Origin of the sequence: Lichenihabitans psoromatis, assembly GCF_004323635.1 — a bacterium.
Classification (GTDB): Bacteria; Pseudomonadota; Alphaproteobacteria; order Rhizobiales; family Beijerinckiaceae; genus Lichenihabitans; species Lichenihabitans psoromatis.
Map to the genome: position 1 here is coordinate 3,824,715 of NZ_CP036515.1, position 16,071 is coordinate 3,840,785.

At 62.6% G+C, this 16,071-nt stretch carries 14 protein-coding genes; 3 read left to right on the forward strand and 11 right to left on the reverse strand.

Translation table 11 applies throughout. From position 1 onward, the window contains the following. Positions 1-24: 24 nt before the first annotated feature. The 5 genes from EY713_RS17845 to eno form a co-directional block, all read right to left on the reverse strand. Complete coding sequence (locus EY713_RS17845; protein WP_131117491.1) at positions 25-1,434, reverse strand: pyruvate dehydrogenase complex dihydrolipoamide acetyltransferase; 1,410 nt, start codon at positions 1,432-1,434, stop codon at positions 25-27. Positions 1,435-1,489: 55 nt separating this feature from the next. After that, the gene (locus EY713_RS17850; RefSeq protein WP_131117493.1) at positions 1,490-2,947 is read right to left on the reverse strand and encodes a pyruvate dehydrogenase complex E1 component subunit beta; all 1,458 of its coding nucleotides are present in this window, start codon (positions 2,945-2,947) and stop codon (positions 1,490-1,492) included. Positions 2,948-2,970: 23 nt separating this feature from the next. Further along, the gene (gene pdhA / locus EY713_RS17855; protein ID WP_131117496.1) at positions 2,971-4,002 is read right to left on the reverse strand and encodes a pyruvate dehydrogenase (acetyl-transferring) E1 component subunit alpha; all 1,032 of its coding nucleotides are present in this window, start codon (positions 4,000-4,002) and stop codon (positions 2,971-2,973) included. A 205-nt stretch (positions 4,003-4,207) separates the two neighbouring features. Beyond that, positions 4,208-4,555, reverse strand: coding sequence for an FtsB family cell division protein (locus EY713_RS17860; RefSeq protein ID WP_245504059.1), 348 nt, complete (start codon positions 4,553-4,555; stop codon positions 4,208-4,210). Between the two features lie 109 nt (positions 4,556-4,664). Continuing rightward, a complete protein-coding gene (gene eno / locus EY713_RS17865) occupies positions 4,665-5,954 on the reverse strand; it encodes a phosphopyruvate hydratase (protein ID WP_131117499.1) in 1,290 nt (429 codons plus the stop codon). A gap of 113 nt (positions 5,955-6,067) precedes the next feature. Between eno and sseA the strand changes: the two genes are divergently transcribed. Then, the gene (gene sseA / locus EY713_RS17870; protein WP_131117502.1) at positions 6,068-6,928 is read left to right on the forward strand and encodes a 3-mercaptopyruvate sulfurtransferase; all 861 of its coding nucleotides are present in this window, start codon (positions 6,068-6,070) and stop codon (positions 6,926-6,928) included. Between the two features lie 9 nt (positions 6,929-6,937). On the opposite strand, the gene EY713_RS17875 is transcribed toward sseA, so the two are convergent. The 6 genes from EY713_RS17875 to EY713_RS17900 all read right to left on the reverse strand — a co-directional run bounded on the left by EY713_RS17875 (position 6,938) and on the right by EY713_RS17900 (position 12,393). After that, positions 6,938-7,810 (reverse strand): phytoene/squalene synthase family protein, encoded by an 873-nt coding sequence (locus tag EY713_RS17875; protein ID WP_131117505.1) that lies wholly within the window; start codon positions 7,808-7,810, stop codon positions 6,938-6,940. Continuing rightward, on the reverse strand, positions 7,807-8,193 hold the full coding sequence (locus EY713_RS17880; RefSeq protein WP_131117508.1) for an Mth938-like domain-containing protein: 387 nt from the start codon (positions 8,191-8,193) through the stop codon (positions 7,807-7,809). Before EY713_RS17880 ends, EY713_RS17875 begins: the two co-directional genes overlap by 4 nt. Before the next feature lie 39 nt (positions 8,194-8,232). After that, the gene (gene secF, locus EY713_RS17885; protein WP_131117511.1) at positions 8,233-9,192 is read right to left on the reverse strand and encodes a protein translocase subunit SecF; all 960 of its coding nucleotides are present in this window, start codon (positions 9,190-9,192) and stop codon (positions 8,233-8,235) included. Between the two features lie 72 nt (positions 9,193-9,264). Further along, positions 9,265-10,860 (reverse strand): protein translocase subunit SecD, encoded by a 1,596-nt coding sequence (gene secD / locus EY713_RS17890; protein ID WP_131117513.1) that lies wholly within the window; start codon positions 10,858-10,860, stop codon positions 9,265-9,267. A 67-nt stretch (positions 10,861-10,927) separates the two neighbouring features. Next, positions 10,928-11,272, reverse strand: coding sequence for a preprotein translocase subunit YajC (gene yajC, locus EY713_RS17895; RefSeq protein WP_131117516.1), 345 nt, complete (start codon positions 11,270-11,272; stop codon positions 10,928-10,930). Between the two features lie 137 nt (positions 11,273-11,409). Continuing rightward, entirely contained in the window at positions 11,410-12,393 is a 984-nt protein-coding gene (locus EY713_RS17900; protein ID WP_131117519.1) for an aldo/keto reductase, read from the reverse strand. A gap of 195 nt (positions 12,394-12,588) precedes the next feature. Here EY713_RS17900 and EY713_RS17905 point away from each other — a divergent pair, with 195 nt between their 5' ends. Both EY713_RS17905 and trpE read left to right on the forward strand, forming a co-directional pair. Then, positions 12,589-14,490 carry a SurA N-terminal domain-containing protein gene (locus tag EY713_RS17905; protein ID WP_131117522.1) on the forward strand — a complete coding sequence of 634 codons (1,902 nt, stop codon included), beginning with the start codon at positions 12,589-12,591 and terminating at the stop codon, positions 14,488-14,490. Next, complete coding sequence (trpE, locus tag EY713_RS17910) at positions 14,487-16,007, forward strand: anthranilate synthase component I (protein ID WP_131117525.1); 1,521 nt, start codon at positions 14,487-14,489, stop codon at positions 16,005-16,007. Before EY713_RS17905 ends, trpE begins: the two co-directional genes overlap by 4 nt. The last annotated feature ends 64 nt before the right edge of the window (positions 16,008-16,071 follow it).

The following is a 16,071-nucleotide window of genomic DNA, read 5'->3' on the forward strand; positions in this document are numbered from 1 at the left end:
GCGTTGCAGACCGTGCAATGCAGGTCAGACCAGCATTCCCATCGGGTTCTCGATCAAGGTTCGGAAGGCCGAGATCAATTCAGCCCCAAGCGCGCCATCGACCGCCCTGTGGTCGGTCGACAGCGTTACGGTCATGACGGTCGCGACAGCGGGCGCGCCATTCTTGGCCACGACGCGCTTCTCCCCGGCGCCGACTGCCAGGATCGAGGCATGAGGCGGATTGACGATCGCGGCAAAATTCTTGATGCCGAACATGCCGAGATTAGACACCGCGGAGGTGCCGCCCTGATACTCCTCGGGCTTCAGCTTGCGGTTACGCGCCCGCGCGGCATAATCCTTCATCTCGTTCGAGATCGTCGACAGCGTCTTGGTCTCGGCGGCACGAATCACGGGCGTGATCAAGCCGCCAGGGATCGAAACCGCGACGCCGATATCCGCGGTCTTGTGCTTCAGCATCGCGGCTTCGGTCCAAGTCACGTTGGCTTCAGGCACGCGGATCAAGGCGAGCGCCAGCGCCTTGATCACAAAGTCGTTGACTGAAACCTTGTAGGCGGGCTTGCCATGCTTATCCTTCTGAGCGGCCGCATTGATCTGCTCGCGCAGCGCCATCAGCGCATCGAGATCGCAGTCGACCGACAGATAGAAATGCGGGATTGTCGTTTTGGCCTCGACCAGACGACGCGCGATGGTTTTCCGCATCGAATCGTGCGGCAGCTCCTCGAACGAGCCGGCCGGATACATTTTCTTGATGGTCTCGTCCGAGGCGGCGGCAGGCTTCGGCCCCGGCGCTTGAACGGGAGCCGGCGCCGCGGCTGTTGCCTGCGGGGCCACGACCGGGCGCGGCGACGCGAGCGCGGCTTTCACGTCCCGCTCGACAATCCGACCATGCGGGCCCGACCCGTTCACTTGGGACAAATCGAGATTGCCATCCTTGGCGATTCGTCGGGCGAGCGGCGAGGCGAAAATTTGCGCGCCTAAATCGACGGCGTCACGGGCCGCAGTTTCCTCACCTTTGGAGGCCATGGGAACATTCGCAGGCTCACGCTCGCCGCGCAGACCCTGCGGCGCGGAGATTGCGGCACCCTGCTCGACGGTCGCAGGCTCGGCCTTCGTTTCAGGCGCAGCTTCGGGTGCCGCCTTGGCAGCAGGAGCGGCGTCGATCGACTGGCTCGCGATGGTCTTCACATCCTCGCCTTCGGCCGCGATGACCCCAATGACGGCGTTGACATCGACGTCCGCCGTGCCTTCCGGCACCACGATCTTGGCGAGCGTGCCTTCGTCGACCGCCTCGACCTCCATGGTGGCCTTGTCGGTTTCGATTTCGGCGATCACGTCACCGGATTTAATCGTATCGCCTTCCTTCTTGAGCCACTTCGACAGATTTCCCTTCTCCATGGTCGGAGACAGGGCCGGCATCAGAATGTTGGTGGGCATATGCGCCTCGACGAAATCAAATCAGAGCAGGATCGACAAACCGAACCACGCGGCGTCAGCGGTAGGTCACGGCCTTTGCGGCTTGCACCACTTCGGCAATGCTGGGCAAAGCCAGTCTCTCGAGGTTAGCGGCATAAGGCATCGGAACATCCTTGCCGGATACGCGCATGACGGGTGCGTCCAAATAGTCGAACGCGCCTTCCATGACGCGCGCGCTGATCTCGGCGCCAACGCCCGATTGTGCCCAGCCTTCTTCGACCGTCACGCAGCGGCCCGTCTTTTTGACGGACGCCAGAATCGTCGCCGTATCCATCGGGCGGATCGTGCGGAGATCGATGACCTCCGCTTCGATACCGTCTTTGGCGAGTTCGTCAGCTGCCTTCAAGGCGTAGCTCATGCCGATCGACCACGACACGATGGTGACATGTTTACCCTTGCGGGCGACACGCGCCTTACCGATCGGCACGGTGAAGTCCTCGAGATCCGGCACGTCGAACGACTGCCCGTACAGGATCTCATTTTCCAAAAACACGATCGGGTTAGGGTCGCGGATCGCGCTCTTTAGCAACCCCTTCGCGTCTGCGGCCGAATAGGGTGCGACGACCTTGAGCCCCGGCACGCTCGAATACCAAGCGGTAAAATCCTGGCTATGCTGTGCCCCGACGCGCGCGGCAGCTCCATTGGGACCGCGGAACACGATGGGTGACCCCATTTGCCCACCCGACATATACAGCGTCTTGGCGGCCGAATTGATGATCTGGTCGATCGCCTGCATGGCGAAATTGAACGTCATGAACTCGATGATGGGGCGCAGCCCCGCCATTGCGGCGCCGACGCCGATCCCCGCAAAGCCATGTTCCGTGATCGGTGTATCGACGACGCGCTTGGCGCCAAATTCCTGCAACAGTCCCTGGGTCACCTTATAGGCGCCCTGATATTCGGCGACCTCTTCACCCATGATGAACACATTGCCGTCGCGCCGCATTTCTTCGGCCATCGCGTCACGCAGGGCTTCACGCACCGTGATCTGGACGAATTTGGTGCCCTCCGGCACCTCGGGCGCCTCATCGGCCGCGCCACCATCCATGGCGTGATCGGCGGTATGAGCAGCGCCGTTCAGCTTAGACGTCGCGAGAGCCCGTTCATCCGACTTCGCTGCAACATCCGGCTTCTCGGATGCAGGCACGTTGCCGTTGGCCGCACCACCGCCCTGATCCGTCGACTCGGTCGGCGCCTTGACGGTCGCCGTCGGCATCGCATCCGCCGCCTCGCCTTCAGCGACGATCACCCCGATCGGGGTGTTGACCGCCACATTCTCGGTCCCCTCATCGATCAAGATGGCGCTGAGCGTCCCCTCATCGACGGCCTCGACTTCCATCGTGGCTTTGTCGGTTTCGATCTCGGCCAGGATATCGCCGGACTTCACCTTGTCGCCGACCTTCTTGACCCATTTGGCCAGCTTGCCCTGCTCCATCGTGGGCGACAGCGCCGGCATCAACACATTCGTTGCCATCAGTGCTTCCTATAGGCCGTGCGTCAGAGAAGAATGTCGGTCCAAAGTTCGGACGCGTCGGGCTCGGGGTCGTGCTGGGCGAAATCCGAAGCCTCATTGACGATCGCGCGCACCTTGGCGTCGATCTCCTTGAGTTCATCTTCCTTGACGCCGTGCTGGTCGATCAAACGCTGGCGAACCTGCTCGATCGGGTCCTGCTCGTCGCGCATCTTCTGCACTTCCTCGCGCGACCGATACTTGGCCGGATCGGACATCGAATGGCCGCGATAGCGGTAGGTCTCCATTTCGAGGATCATCGGACCATTGCCAGAGCGGCACCACTCCAGCGCCCGCTCACCCGCTGCCTTGACGGCCCGAACGTCCATCCCATCCACTTTGTCGCCAGGGATATTGAACGACACGCCGCGACGGGAAAAATCAGTCTGCGCCGACGAGCGGGCGACAGAGGTGCCCATCGCATAACGGTTGTTTTCGATCACATAGACGATCGGCAGCTTCCACAGCTCAGCCATGTTGAAGCTCTCGTAAACCTGCCCTTGGTTGGCGGCGCCATCCCCGAAATAAGCCATGGTGACGGACCCATCGCCCCGATAGGCGTTGGCAAAGGCGAGGCCGGTCCCCAGCGACACCTGCGCCCCGACGATACCGTGGCCGCCGTAGAAATGCTTTTCCTTGGAGAACATATGCATCGAGCCGCCCTTGCCGCGGGAATATCCTCCGCGCCGACCGGTCAGCTCCGCCATCACACCCTTCGGATCCATGTCGCAGGCCAGCATATGACCATGGTCGCGATAGCCGGTGATGACTTTATCGTTTTCCTTGGATGCCATCTTCATGCCGACCACAATCGCTTCCTGGCCAATGTAGAGATGGCAGAAGCCGCCGATCATCCCCATGCCGTAGAGCTGGCCTGCCTTCTCTTCGAAGCGGCGGATCATCAGCATCTTGTCGTAGGCCGCCAGCTCCTCGTCCTTCGTAAAGACGGCGAGGTTCGACGACGGGGCGGGTTTGGACGCGTTGACCTCTGGACGAGGCGATTGTGCGGCGAGGGACATGAACGATCCTTGCGAACCATCGGCCTGGGCAGACCGGGCCTCTATAAACTCGCAGGGAAACTAGCGGAGCATTCGGCCAAAAGCGAGGGGCGCCACGCCGCATTCGGGCCGAATAAGCCTTTGATTTTGCGAAAACAAAGCGACTTTGCCCATGCCGCACTGCACCATAGCGCTGCGCGCAGATCAGGTCTGTTGTAGACGCGGGTCAGGGTTTTGCGGAGACTTTCGAAAACACAACAAGATCACGGGGATCGACGAAATCGAGCTTTAATCGCGCTTGCTCTTCCAAGAGGTCACGATCGACTGCCTCCGAACGCATAAGTGTTATGCGATGCTCCCAGAGCGTTCGCTCGGTCTTCAACTGTGTCAGATTATCTCGCAATGCAGCAATCTGGACTTTGTATTCCGCCTTTGTTTTCAAGCCACGCTCGCCATTCACGGCCGTATAGATGAAATACGATGCTGCGACGCCAGAGAGAGCGTAGAGCAGAACGGGATAGAGAATGGCGCGGAGACGCGTGCGAACGACCATGATTTGAGCCTGCGCCAGCATGGTTGAAAAAGCTTTAATCCGCCTGCGAGTCGCACCAGCTACGTCTCCCTGAAACGCAGAAGGGCGAGCCCTATGGCCCGCCCTCTCACGATGGTCTGTTGTGGTCCGTTCAGCCGAGCTTGGCGAGCGCCTTGAGGGCATTGCGACCAGCGTATTTCGCCTGGCTGCCGAGCATTTCCTCGATGCGGATCAACTGATTATACTTGGCCAATCTGTCCGACCGCGCGAGAGAGCCGGTCTTGATCTGTCCGCAATTGGTCGCGACCGCGAGATCCGCAATCGTCGAATCCTCCGTCTCGCCGGACCGATGGGACATGACCGCCGTGTAGCCGGCACGCTGCGCCATTTCGACCGCCGCGAGGGTTTCGGTCAGCGTCCCGATCTGGTTGACCTTCACCAGCAACGAATTGGCGACGCCATCCTTGATGCCACGCGCGATGCGCGATGTGTTGGTCACGAAGAGATCGTCACCCACGAGCTGACATTTCGAGCCGATGAGATCGGTCAGGATCTTCCAACCCTCCCAATCATCCTCCGACATGCCATCTTCGATCGAGGCGATCGGATAGTCGGTCGCAAGCTTGGCGAGATATTCGGCCTGCTCCTGAATCGAGCGGACCTTGCCCTCCCCTTCATAATGATACTGGCCGTCCTTGAACCAATCCGTCACGGCGCAGTCGAGCCCGAGCACCATGTCGTCGCCCGGCTTGAAGCCGGCTTGTCGGATCGCGTCCATGCAAAAGTCGAGCGCAGCTTCCGCCGATGGCAGGTTCGGCGCAAACCCGCCTTCGTCACCGACGTTGGTGTTCTGACCGGCCTTTTTCAGTGCGGACCTGAGCGTGTGAAACACTTCAGAACCCCAGCGCACGGCCTCTTTTAGGCTCGGCGCGCCAACCGGCAGGATCATGAATTCCTGAAAGTCGATCGGGTTGTCGGCGTGGGCGCCGCCATTGACGATATTCATCATCGGAACCGGCAGCACATGCGCCTGGGTGCCGCCGACGTAGCGGAACAGCGGTAGACCGAGTTCTTCGGCCGCCGCCTTGGCGACCGCAAGCGACACGCCGAGGATCGCATTGGCGCCGAGCTTCGCCTTGTTGGGCGTGCCGTCGAGGTCGATCATGGCTTGATCGATCCGCACCTGCTCCTCGACCGGGATGCCGGCGATCGCTTCAAAAATGGTCTGCACACCGGCCACGGCCTTCAGGACGCCTTTGCCACTGAACCGGCTCTTGTCGCCATCCCGTAACTCGACGGCTTCATGCGCGCCGGTCGAGGCTCCCGACGGAACAGCGGCCCGGGCCTGAACGCCCGATTCGAGGATCACATCGACTTCAATCGTCGGATTGCCTCGACTATCCATGATCTCACGGGCGAGAATATCGACGATCGCGGTCATGCGGGGCCTCTTGAGCTCGTGGAGTTTGCAACACCCGCCTTCTAGGCCAAGCCAAAAGCCTTGGGAAGCTGATAGAGAAAAGCACGTCCCGTCTTATCTGATGCGAGTTCGCCATGCCGACCCCCTCCGCTCCCTCATCGCCTTTCGTCACCACGGCCTGGCTGGCCGAGCACCTCGACGACCCGACCGTCATCGTCGTCGATGGATCCTGGTATCTGCCGACCCTGAACAGGAACCCGCGCGCTGAATATAATGCGGCGCATATTCCTGGCGCCGTCTTCTTCGACGTCGATGCGATCGCGGACCATTCGACCGGCCTGCCCCACATGCTGCCGACCCTCGAGATGTTCACGGCTGCGGTCAGCGCTCTCGGGATTTCCGATCAGCACCACATCGTCGTGTATGACGGATCGGGTCTCTTCTCGGCGCCGCGCGTGCGTTGGACGTTCAGGACCTTCGGGGCTAAGGCTGTCTCGCTTCTCGAGGGCGGCCTGCCGCAATGGAAAGCGGAGAACCGTCCCCTCGTTGCGGGAGAAAGCAGCCCGAAACCCGCCGCCACCTTCAATGCCGTGCTCGATCCGAAGGCTGTCGCGACCTTGGCGGATGTCCGCGCCGCACTCGACGATGGCTCGGCTCTCGTGGTCGACGCACGCCCGGGCGAGCGCTTCCGGGCCGAAGTGAGCGAGCCGCGCCCCGGCCTGCGATCCGGCCACATGCCAGGCAGCAGCAATCTCCCGTTCGACAAACTGGTCGTGAATGGCCGGCTTCAGACTCCCGAGGTGCTGCAGGATCTCTTCGACGAGACCGGCGTCGAACCGTCCGAACCGGTCATCGCTACGTGCGGATCGGGCCTGTCGGCCGCGATCGTCGCCTTGGCGCTCGAATCGGCAGGCCACGACGGGGCGCGTATCTACGACGCCTCCTGGGCCGAATGGGGAGCACGAGACGACTTACCGGTGCTGACCGGCCGCTAAGCGGAGCACTCAGAGAGCGTTGCGTCGGCTGGCTCGCCACATGATCCACTGCCGCTTCCAGCGCGGGAGCAGCAGAGGCTCGGTGAAGGGGTCCCGTCCCTTGCGCTCGCTGAGGCGTAGGGTCGGCTCGACCAGACTGGTCAGCAGGTAAGCCGGCAATGCGGCCGGCTCTATTGTCGATGCTTGATTCCGCAGGGCGTCAAGATGCAGTCGTGCGATGCCCCGCATGTCGGCAAGCATCTGCTCAATCTGCTTGGTCGCGTGACCGGCTTCGATGTCGGCGGGCTTGAGCTTATGACGCGCCAAAAGATCAGCCGGCAAATAAACCGGCGTGCGGTGCCGCGAAAGGTCGGCGAGTTGCCCGATGACGCTGAGCGCCACGCCGGCATGGGAGGCGGCCCCGATGCCACCCGGCTCCTGCTTCCCGGTCAAGATGATGGCCAACACCTGGATCGGCCCCGCCGCCGTCTGCTCGCAATAATTCTCCCAATCGTGCAGCGTCGACATGGGATCGTCGTAGAGATCGAAGCGATGCGCCTCGATCAGGTCAGTCAGCACCTCGCGCGGAAGGCGACAAGTCTGAATTGTATCGAGCAATGCGGCCGCGACCGGATGCGACGCGACATCGCCCCGGGCTTCGCCCTCGATCGCGTCGCGCCACCATTGCAGCCGCAATTCCCCAGCCAATGGTTCCGTGACGCGTTCGCGCACCTGCGCGATCTCGAGCAGGAATGCCCGGACGGCATAAAGATGCGGACGCTTCGCAGCCGGTGCGAACAGCATCGCAAGCCAGAAGTCGCGATCGCCCGCTCGGACATGGGCTTCGCAATGGACATAATGTTCAGCAAGCGAGGCCGCGGCTGATGGCGGAATGTGGCTCATGCGACGGCCAGAAGCGCGGCCGCGACCAAACGCCCTTCGCCGATGAGAATATTATACGTCCGCGCCGCAGCGCCGGTCGACATCGGGTCGGATCGGATGCCGGCTTGTTTCAGCCGTTGGCGCAAGGCGTCCGGCAGCGGAACAAGATCGGTCCCGGTTCCGACAAGCAAAAGTTCAATGCTGCCCTTCGGCGCGTCGAAGAGCGGTCCGAGCGTTCCGGGCAAGATATCGGCCGGGCTGTCGGCGGTCCACGCGTAGATTCCCGACGACATCACGATGATCGAGCCCTTGTGGGACATGCTGGCAAAGCGGAAACCGCCGTTGCCGTAAGCCTCGATCAGATGATTGCCGGGGACGAAGCCATCGTGAAGTTCGCCAGCCATTGTGCCTCGGTCCTCAGAGCACGATCGAGCCAGGATCGATCAGGCGGTGGCCTTCGTGGTCTGCACGGGTTTCTGTTTCGGCTCGTTAACCGGAGCATCCCGCGTTTCGTTGCGAACGCCAAGATAGATCAGAATCGGCGAGCAGATGAAGATCGACGAATAGGTCCCGACGAAAATGCCCCACATCATCGCGAGCGAGAAGGACTTGATGACTTCACCGCCGAAGAACACCAGCGCCAACAAGGCCAGGAACACGGTCGTGGCCGTCATGATGGTCCGCGGCAGCACAGCGTTGATCGACATGTCGATCATGTCGGCCGTCGAGATCCGCTTATATTTCTTCATGACTTCCCGGATGCGGTCGAGCACCACCACGGCTTCGTTCAACGAGTAGCCGACGATCGTCAGAATCGCGGCGATCGACGTCGTGTTGAACTCGAGATGCGTGACCGAGAAGAAGCCGACCGTCAGCAACAGATCGTGCATCGTCGCGATGACGGCGCCGACCGCAAATTGCCACTCGAACCGGAACGCCAGATAGACCAGGACGGCGAAGATCGAGACGACGACGCCGAGCGTCCCCGATTGGACCAATTCGCCCGAGACCCTCGGTCCGACGACCTCGACGCGTCGAAACTCGTAGCCATCGCCGATCGCGCTCTTGAGTTTGGCGACGGCGGCTTGTTGAGCCGGATCGCCGCCGGGTTGGAGGCCGACCCGCAGCGTGACGTCGGACGGCTGGCCAAAGCCCTGCACTTCGAGGTGACCAAGGCCAAGATTGTCGCCGACACGGCGCAACGTCGAGAGATCCGCCGTACCGGATTTCGCACGAAGTTCGAGCAACGTGCCACCCGCGAAATCGATGCCGAAGTTCACCCCGACCATGATGAACATCACGACCGACACGATCGACATGAAAGCCGAGAACGGATAGCTCCAGCGCCGGAAGCGCATGAACCCGAATTTGGTGTTCTCGGGGGCCAGACGAAGAAGTTTCATACGGTGGATTGTCCTAAGCGCCGATCGATCGAAGCCACCGGCCAGGATCGACAGAACGACAAGTGAAGCGCGTCAGATCGGCAGTTTGGTCGGTCGCTTGGCCCGATACCAGAGCGCAATCATCATGCGGGTCATGGTGACGGCTGTCACGATCGAGGTCAGAATCCCCAGCCCGAGCGAAACCGCGAAGCCCCGCACCGGACCTGACCCGAAGAGATACAGGATCAGGGCCGCCACGAACATCGTGACGTTCGAATCGACGATGGTTGCGAAAGCCCGCTTGAAGCCTGAGTCCAGCGACGAGATGATCGAGCGCCCGGCGTGATTTTCTTCCCTGATCCGCTCGTAGATCAGCACGTTGGCATCCACCGCGAGGCCGATCGTCAGCACGATCCCCGCGATACCCGGCAACGTGAGGGTGGCGCCGAGCAACACCATGGCGGCGAAAATCAGCAAGATATGAACCGCCAAGGCAATATCGGCGAAGATGCCAAAAATACCGTAGGTCGTGATCATGTAGGTGAGGACGAGAGCGGCCGCGACATAGAAAGCGGTCTTTCCGGCGTTGATCGAGTCCTGCCCGAGGCCAGGACCGACGGTGCGTTCCTCAACGACCGTCAGCTTCGCCGGCAGCGCGCCGGCGCGAAGCAGCACCGCAAGGTTGTTGGCCTCTTCGACCGTGAAGCCGCCGGAAATCTGGCCCGAGCCGCCGGGAATCGCGCCACGGATCACCGGAGCCGAGACGACCTTGCCGTCGAGCACGATGGCGAACCGCTTGCCGACATTTTCGGAGGTGACCTGACCGAATTGTTGCCCACCGCGCAGATTGAAGCGGAAATTGACGACAGGCTGCCCGGTCTGCTGCTCGAAGCCGGGGGACGCATCGGTGAGATCCTCGCCCTGAACCATGATCTGACGCTGCACCGGCGTCGTCCCGGGACTATCGGACTTGTAGTTCGGCAGGTCCTCGATATCGGCCGGGTTGGCGCCGGGGTCGGCGACGAGGCGAAACTCGAGCTTCGCGGTCGTCCCGAGGATATCCTTCAGGCGCTGCGTGTCCTGCAGGCCCGGAACTTCGACTAGAATTCTGTCGTCGCCGACCCGCTGGATGTTCGGCTCGGTCGTGCCGAGGGCATCGACGCGACGTCTCAGAACTTCGATCGACTGATCGACCGCACGCCGGACCCGGTCGTTGATCCCTGCGTCCGAGAGGGTCAGTTGGATCAGTCCATCACTGCCCTGGTTGATCGTGAAGCTGGAGACGGCGCCCGTCAGGCTCGCACCGATCGGAGCGGCCAACGCCTGAAGCTTGGGCAACAACTTGTCGCGCTCGGCTGCGTCCGGCACGCGCAACTGCACCCCACGGCTCTGCATACCGACGCCGCCGGTGAGACGAACATTCTGCTCGCGCAGCAGCCGCCGCACATCGTCGCGCAGGTTTTCGACCTGCGTCTTGGTCACGGCATTCGCGTCGACTTCGAGAAGCACATGCGCGCCGCCCTGAAGATCGAGCCCCAGCACGATCGCGCGCGCCGGCAACCAGGACGGGCTATGTTTGAGAACGTCTTCGCGCAGATCGGGCGGAAGCAAGCTCGGGATCACCAGAAGGATGGCGATCAATGTCCCTGCGAGGATCGACAAGATCTTCCAGGTGGCAAAACGCATCATGGGCTTGCTTCAACACTCTTGAGGCGCGTGCCTTTGGCTCAGGCCACGCGACGAAACGAAGGAGCGGTCAGGCCTTGACCGGGACGTCCTTGACGGGCTCGCCCTTGGCGCGCACCTCGGAAATCATCGTCCGCAACAGGCGAACCCGCACGTTGACGGCAATCTCGAGTTCGATCTCGGCCGGCTCGGTCGCCTTGGTGACCTTGCCGATGAGGCCGCCCGTCGTGACGACGGTGTCGCCGCGGCGCACGTTGCTGACGAGATCGCGGTGATCCTTAGCGCGCTTTTGCTGAGGGCGGAGGATCAGAAAATACATGATGACGAGGATGACCGCGAAGGGGGCCATCTGAAGAACGAGGTCCATTCCGCCACCGGACATGCCGGGCGTTTGTGCAAATGCGGGCGTAAACAAAGCGGGCAGACTCCAAAGCTCGGCCGGGATGTGCCCGGGTGGTGCGAGCGGCGCGGACTATACAAGCCGCCAATGCGATTGCAATGGCGGCTTGGAACCGACCGACCGCTTGGATCAGCCGCGCCGGTTTGACGGTTTCATTCGAATCCGGCGACCGCATGAGGCGTGTAAGCAGCCTCCAATTTGGCGACCTCCTCGGTCGATAAGTCGATCGCCAGCGCCGCCACGGCATCGTCGAGGTGATGTGGCTTCGAGGCGCCGATAATTGGAGCGGTTACGCCCGGCTGCGCCAACAGCCAGGCAAGGGCTACCTGCGCCTGCGGTACGCCGCGCGCAGCCGCGACCTCGGCTGTGGCGGCCACGACGGCTTTGTCGGAGGCGTCGCTCGCATAAAGCGTCTTGCCGAACTCGTCCGTCTCGGCCCGCTTGGTGGTTGGCTGGTCCTCCCACGGGCGGGTCAGCTTGCCGCGAGCCAGCGGGCTCCAGGGAATGACGCCGATGCCTTCCTCAATGCAGAGGCCCATCATCTCGCGCTCCTCCTCTCGATAGATGAGATTGTAGTGGTTCTGCATCGAGACGAAGCGTGTCCAACCATGCAGGTCGGCGAGGTAAAGCGCTTTGGCGAACTGCCACGCATGCATCGACGAGGCACCGATATAGAGTGCCTTTCCGGCCTTCACGACATCGTGCAGCGCCTCCAGCGTTTCTTCGATCGGCGTGTGCGGATCGAACCGGTGGATCTGGTAGAGGTCGACGAAGTCGGTGCCGAGCCGCTTAAGGCTTGCGTCGATTTCGGCCATGATGGCCTTGCGCGATAGCCCGCGCCCGTTGGCGTCCTTCCGCATCGGGCCGTTGACCTTGGTGGCCAGCACGATCTCGTGGCGCGGCACATAGTCGAGCAGCGCTTTCCCGACGATCTCCTCGCTCGACCCGGCCGAATAGACGTTCGCTGTATCGAAAAACGTGATCCCGGCGTCGAGCGCCCGCTTGAGAAAGGGCCGGCTCTCTGCTTCGGGCAACGTCCAGGGATGCGGGCCGCGATCCGGCTCGCCATAGGTCATGCAGCCGAGACAAAGCCGCGACACTTGGAGACCGGTGCCGCCGAGGTTCAAGTAATGCATTGCTGATCCACCTCTTGAAAAGGGATATGGCGCAAGACTTGGCCCAGGCCGGCAACCCCGACAAGTCCCCGTCGCCGCACCATCGCTTCGCGTTGCGCGGGCGGGACACGCTCCCTATAGTGCGCCGCGCCGGCCCGGAGCGGGCCACTTGGCCCAGGCGCCATTCCATCGATGATCCGTTGAACGAGACCACATATGCTTGAGAGCCTGCGCGCCATCCAGAACACGACGGCGGGCAAAGCCGTCGTCGCGGTCATCATGGGCCTGATCATGGTGAGCTTCGTGATCTGGGGAATCGGCCCTGTATTTACTGGCTTTAACGCCAACCAGATCGCCAGCGTGGGAACCGCCAGTGTCACGGTGGAGGCCTTCCGCCAAGCATATCAGAACGAGTTGCAGCAATTGCAGCAGCGCGCCCGGCGGCAGATCACCAACGCCCAGGCGCATCAATATGGCATCGATACGCAGGTGCTCTCGCGCCTCGTGTCGGAAGCCGTGCTGGATAATCAGACCTCGACCATGGGCCTGTCGATCTCGGACGATCAGATCGCCAAGGCGATTGTCTCCGACCCGACCTTCAAGGGCGCCAGCGGACAGTTCGACCGCAATCAGTTCAACGCCATTCTTCGCGACAATGACATGACCGAGCAGATGTTCGTGCGCGAGCAGCGCAACGTCTACCTGCGGCAGGAGCTCGTTCAAGGTCTCGTCGGAAGCATCAAGACCCCCGTCGCGGCGGTCGAAACGCTGCACCGTTTCGATGCCGAAACGCGCAGCATCGACTCGATCGTGCTGCCGAGTTCGGTGGCGGGAACGATCCCGCAGCCCGACGACGCCACGCTGAAAAAGTTCTTCGACGACCGCGCCCAAACATTCCGGGCCCCGGAATATCGCAAGCTCGTCCTGCTGCCGCTGACGCCGACGGCTCTGGCCAAGCCAGACGACGTGTCGGATGCCGATGTCGCCAAGCTCTATGACAGCGTCAAGGATGCTCGATACGGCACGCCCGAATATCGGACGTTGCGCCAAATCGTATTCCCGTCCGAGGCGGAGGCGGTCGCGGCCGCCCAGGCCATCAAGTCCGGCAAGAGCTTTGCCGATATCGCGACCGAGCGGAAGCTCAGCGACAAAGATCTCGATCTCGGCCGCGTCACCAAAGCCAGTCTGTTCGACAAGGCCGTGGCGGATGCGGCTTTTGCCTTGCCGCTCAACGGGGTCAGCGATCCGATCAAGAATGCCTTCGGGGCCGCGATCGTCGAGGTCACGGCTATCGATCCGGCCACGGTTCGTCCGCTCGCCGAGGTCGCGCCCGCGCTGCGCGGCGAGATCGCGGCCAGCCGCGCGGCCGAAAACATTCGCGCCCTGCACGACAAGGTCGAGGACGCGCGCGCGTCGGGCCAGAGCCTCGTCGATGCCGCCAAGGCCGCCGGGCTGTCGGCTCGCACGACGGAGCCCGTCGACGCTTCCGGACGCGACAAGGACGGTAAGCCGATCGCCGATATTCCCGATGTCGCCGCCGTCCTGAAAGCCGCCTTCGCGTCCGACGTCGGCGTCGACAATGATGTCGTCCGGACACCGGACGGCGGCCAGATCTTTTACGAGGTGGCGGCGATCGAGCCCGCCCGCGCGCAGAGCCTCGACGAGGTCAAGACGAAGGTCGAGGCTGCATGGCGTCGCGACGAGACCGCAAAAGCGCTCAGCGCCAAGGCCGAAGCGCTGGTTAAGGAGATCGACGGCGGCACCTCGATCGAGGCCGTGGCCAAGACCCTCGGCCTTCCGGTGCAACATGTCGCCGACGTGCGCCGCCAAGGTGGCACCGGCCTCGATGCCAGCACGGTCGCACAGGTGTTCAATGAGCCGGTCGGTCAGGCCGCCTCGGCGGCTGGCGGAGGCGACACACGCATCGTGTTCAAGATTCTTGGGAGCGTCGTGCCCCCGCTCGACGCGGAGTCGCCACAGACCAAGCAGATGGACGCGCAGTACCAATCCTGGCTCGCCGAGGACATGCTTGCCTCCTATCTCACCCAAGTGCAGGGCAAGATTGGCGTCCGAATCAATCCGACGGCCTATCGCGCCGCGATCGGCAGCGACTCATGACGACGACGCAAGCGTTCGACGCTTTCTCGACGGATTATGACGCGGGCCGGCCGACGCTAATCCGGTCCGTGCTGGTCGCCGATCTCGAGACGCCGGTCTCGGCTTTCCTGAAGCTGTCGCAGGGGCGCGAGGGGAACATTTTCCTGCTCGAATCGGTCGAAGGCGGCATGACACGCGGCCGTTATTCGATGATCGGGCTCGACCCCGACGTCATCTGGCGCTGCACGGGTGAAAGCTCCGAAATCGACCGTGACGCTCTGTCGGGCAACGGCCATTATCAGCCCTGCCCCGGCAAGCCGCTCGCGGCATTGCGGGCGTTGTTGGTCGAATCGGGCATCCCGCATGTCGAGGGCCTACCCCCGATGGCGGCGGGGGTGTTCGGCTATCTCGGCTACGACATGGTGCGCCACATGGAGCGGCTTGCCCCGGCCAAGCCCGACCCGATCGGCGTGCCCGACGCCATCATGATCCGGCCCACCGTCATGGTGGTGTTCGACGCGGTGAAGGACGAGATCTCCGTCGTGACCCCCGTGCGCCCGAGGCCGGGTGTGTCGGCCGCGACCGCCCATGCCTCAGCCATCGACCGGCTCGACGCGATCGTGGCGATCCTGGAAGGTCCGCTCGCGGTCGTGGCGCAGCCGGTCGATCCGCTTGTCGAGGCGAGCGAGCCGGTCTCGAACACGGGCACCGCGGCGTTTCTCGACATGGTCGCGACCGCGAAGGACTACATCGTTGCGGGCGACGTGTTCCAAGTCGTCCTCAGCCAGCGCTATTCCGCGCCTTTCGCGCTTCCGCCGTTCTCGCTCTATCGGGCGCTGCGCCGTGTCAATCCGGCGCCGTTCCTGTCCTACCTCGATTTTGGCGGCTTCCAGATCTGCTGCTCAAGCCCCGAAATTCTGGTCCGGGTTCGCGACGGCGACGTCACGATCCGACCGATCGCTGGGACCCGGCGGCGCGGTGAGACGGCCGAGCAGGATCGTGCTTTGGAGGCAGAACTCTTGGCCGACCCGAAAGAGCGTTCCGAACATCTGATGTTGCTCGATCTTGGGCGCAACGATGTGGGACGTGTCTCCGAGATCGGGAGCGTCACTGTCACCGAAAGCTTCGGCATCGAACGCTACAGCCATGTGATGCATATCGTCTCCAACGTCGTGGGCCGGCTTGGTGAGCGGTTCGACAATATCGACGCGCTCGCCGCAGGCTTCCCGGCCGGTACCGTCTCGGGTGCTCCCAAGGTGCGCGCGATGGAGATCATCGACGAACTCGAGCTGGAAAAGCGCGGCATCTATGGTGGCTGCATCGGCTATTTCGGCGCCGGCGGTGAGATGGATACGTGCATCGTCCTGCGCACCAGCGTCATCAAGGATGGCGTCATGCACGTGCAGGCCGGCGCCGGCATCGTCTACGACTCGGACCCCGCGTCCGAAGATGCCGAATGCGCCAACAAGGCCCGCGCCCTCGTGCGCGCCGCTGAGGAAGCCGTCCGGTTCGCGACCTCGGCCAAACGGGGGCAGTGAGTCGCAACCCTTCTCGAACCGAAAGCGACTGCTGCGGTTCATTCACCGTGCCGACCGAATGCGG

Excerpts from the sequence above, each read along its gene's own strand:
- EY713_RS17845 (WP_131117491.1), bottom strand. The coding sequence starts at position 1,434 with ATGCCCACCAACATTCTGATGCCGGCCCTGTCTCCGACCATGGAGAAG.
- EY713_RS17900 (WP_131117519.1), bottom strand. The coding sequence starts at position 12,393 with ATGCATTACTTGAACCTCGGCGGCACCGGTCTCCAAGTGTCGCGGCTT.
- EY713_RS17905 (WP_131117522.1), top strand. The coding sequence starts at position 12,589 with ATGCTTGAGAGCCTGCGCGCCATCCAGAACACGACGGCGGGCAAAGCC.
- EY713_RS17850 (WP_131117493.1), bottom strand. The coding sequence starts at position 2,947 with ATGGCAACGAATGTGTTGATGCCGGCGCTGTCGCCCACGATGGAGCAG.
- pdhA (WP_131117496.1), bottom strand. The coding sequence starts at position 4,002 with ATGTCCCTCGCCGCACAATCGCCTCGTCCAGAGGTCAACGCGTCCAAA.
- secF (WP_131117511.1), bottom strand. The coding sequence starts at position 9,192 with ATGAAACTTCTTCGTCTGGCCCCCGAGAACACCAAATTCGGGTTCATG.
- sseA (WP_131117502.1), top strand. The coding sequence starts at position 6,068 with ATGCCGACCCCCTCCGCTCCCTCATCGCCTTTCGTCACCACGGCCTGG.
- EY713_RS17860 (WP_245504059.1), bottom strand. The coding sequence starts at position 4,555 with ATGCTGGCGCAGGCTCAAATCATGGTCGTTCGCACGCGTCTCCGCGCC.
- trpE (WP_131117525.1), top strand. The coding sequence starts at position 14,487 with ATGACGACGACGCAAGCGTTCGACGCTTTCTCGACGGATTATGACGCG.
- EY713_RS17875 (WP_131117505.1), bottom strand. The coding sequence starts at position 7,810 with ATGAGCCACATTCCGCCATCAGCCGCGGCCTCGCTTGCTGAACATTAT.
- eno (WP_131117499.1), bottom strand. The coding sequence starts at position 5,954 with ATGACCGCGATCGTCGATATTCTCGCCCGTGAGATCATGGATAGTCGA.
- EY713_RS17880 (WP_131117508.1), bottom strand. The coding sequence starts at position 8,193 with ATGGCTGGCGAACTTCACGATGGCTTCGTCCCCGGCAATCATCTGATC.
- secD (WP_131117513.1), bottom strand. The coding sequence starts at position 10,860 with ATGATGCGTTTTGCCACCTGGAAGATCTTGTCGATCCTCGCAGGGACA.